At 27.2% G+C, this 2258-nt stretch carries 2 protein-coding genes; one reads left to right on the forward strand and one right to left on the reverse strand.

The genetic code is table 11. The features are described from left to right. Nucleotides 1-62 precede the first annotated feature (62 nt). Nucleotides 63-362 carry a GIY-YIG nuclease family protein gene (locus DS884_RS07565; RefSeq protein ID WP_113786335.1) on the reverse strand — a complete coding sequence of 100 codons (300 nt, stop codon included), beginning with the start codon at nucleotides 360-362 and terminating at the stop codon, nucleotides 63-65. Nucleotides 363-719: 357 nt separating this feature from the next. On the opposite strand from DS884_RS07565, the gene DS884_RS07570 reads away from it, so the two are divergent. Continuing rightward, the gene (locus DS884_RS07570) at nucleotides 720-2129 is read left to right on the forward strand and encodes a sensor histidine kinase (protein ID WP_113786336.1); all 1410 of its coding nucleotides are present in this window, start codon (nucleotides 720-722) and stop codon (nucleotides 2127-2129) included. Nucleotides 2130-2258 lie beyond the last annotated feature (129 nt).

The raw sequence follows: 2258 nt of genomic DNA on the forward strand, positions 1-2258 counted from the left end.
TTTTGAGTACAATATAAACAGACTACTTCACTCCATTGCATTATGTTCGTAGTGACGATTTATTACATGAAATCAAATAACCAACCTTCTGATAAATCTTTCCATAGAGGGTTTTCAATGTTAATTAAGTCTTCTTTTCTTCGTCTATTACCAGACTTTAACTGTTTTTCTCGAATAATAGCTTCGTCAATAGAATCGAATTCTTCAAAATAAACTAGTTTATCACAATTATATTTAGCAGTAAAACCCTTAAAAGTTTTTGATTTATGTTGATATATACGTTTTATCAAGTTACTAGTAACTCCAATATATATAATAGTATTATTTTTATTTGTAAGTAAATAAACACAGTTCTTTTTCATAAGTTGAATATACTAAAAAGAATGTCATTGCGAAGAAGGTTACGACTGAAGCAATCTCTTCAATAAGAGTTAACAATTATATTTTGAGTACAAGATTAACAGACTACTTCATTACATTATGTTCGTAGTGACGATTGTTAATGTCATTGCGAGGAAGTATGACGAAGCAATCTCTCGAACAAGAGTTAGTGTTTAAATTTTGAACAGAGAATAAAGAGACTACTTCATTTCTCTACGTTTCATTCGTCGTGACATTTCACTTTTTTAGAATGAAAGTTCTTAGAAAACTCTCTAACATGTTTAAACTTACATTAATTTAAAAAACATTACTTTTAAACAAAAATTGTTATTTAAATTATGCGATTAGTCCTATGTGCTATGCTGTTTTCTGCTATGGCATTTTCTCAAGAATATCTTTTCTCAAAACAAAAAGGTGAAAATAAACGTAACGAAGTTTGGGGTAACTTATGGTTAGATCAAGGAGTTTATTATCAAAATGATGATAGACATGAAAAAGCAATAAAATATTTTAAGTATGGGTTAGCTACTAAAAATATTAAAATGAAAGCACCTCAAGTGTACGCTAATTTAATAGAAGGTATAGCTATCAGTAATTATGTTTTAGGTAAAAAAGAAGGTGTTATTAAAAAATATAATGAAGCGGTATACATAAAAGAAAGATTAAAAAACAATGAAGGTTTATGTTTTACGCACACAAATATTAGTCTGTACTATATTGATAAAAAGAACAAGAACTTAGCAAATAAACACGCTATTAAAGCTTTTGAATATGCGCTTAAAAGTAAAAATAAGGAACTTCAATTACAAAAATTAGAATTAATTCTAAATCAAAACATATATTCTAAATCAAAAGATTATTTTAAAAAATACGTACAATTAAAAGACAGTTTAATTGATGTAACTAATAAATTACAAGAAAAAATAGCGAGATTTAATTACCAAACAGTTAAAAGGGAAAAAGAAAATACGCTCTTAAAGTCTGAAAATAATAGAAGTCAAGAAGAAATATCATATCAAAAGCAACAAAAAACAATTGGTTGGTTATTAACACTTATAAGTTTGTTGGGGCTAAGTATAGGTTCTTTGTTTTTTGTATTACGTAGAAGAAAATTAATATACCAAACACAATTACAACAAGCTGAGACTAGATATTTAGAAAGAGACAGAATAGCTCAAGAACTTCATGATGGGGTTTTAAGTAAGCTTTTTGGAACCAGACTTAGTTTAGGTTTTTTAAAACTTCAAGGTGATATTGATGAGTTAAATAAACACCAATACCTTCTTAATGAGTTGCAAAATGTAGAAAAAGAAATCAGAGAAGTTTCACATAAATTGAGCCATACTATTAGTCAATCAGATAATTTTAAACTATTAATTAAAGAGCTTTTTGAAGAGAAAAGTAAAATAGGAGGTTTTGAATATAGTGTAGATATTTCAACAGAGATTGATTGGAAAAAGATTGATGAAAAAGCAAAAATTAATATTCATCGAATTCTTCAAGAAGTGATACAAAATTGTATTAAACACGCAAAAGCAAATACTATAAAGCTAAAAATAGCTCAAGAAGGTGGCAATATGCTCATAAAAATTGAAGATAATGGAGTTGGTTTTGATTCAGAAAAAGAAAATAAAGGAATTGGATTGAAGAATATAAACTCAAGAATTAAAAAATTAAAAGGAGTTATTAAAGTAAACTCAAAATTAGGAGAAGAAACTACTATTGAAATTGAACTTCCAATAAAATAATAAACAATTCGTCATTGCGATGATGTACGACTGAAGCAATCTCTCTAATAAGAGTAGCAATTATATTTTGAGTACAAGATGAATAGACTACTTCACTCCATTGTATTTTGTTCGTAGTGACGATTGTTA

The organism is Tenacibaculum sp. E3R01 (genome assembly GCF_003318185.1).
Taxonomy (GTDB): Bacteria; Bacteroidota; Bacteroidia; order Flavobacteriales; family Flavobacteriaceae; genus Polaribacter; species Polaribacter halocynthiae.

Coding starts and splice junctions, on each gene's coding strand:
- DS884_RS07570 (WP_113786336.1), top strand. CDS start 720: ATGCGATTAGTCCTATGTGCTATGCTGTTTTCTGCTATGGCATTTTCT.
- DS884_RS07565 (WP_113786335.1), bottom strand. CDS start 362: ATGAAAAAGAACTGTGTTTATTTACTTACAAATAAAAATAATACTATT.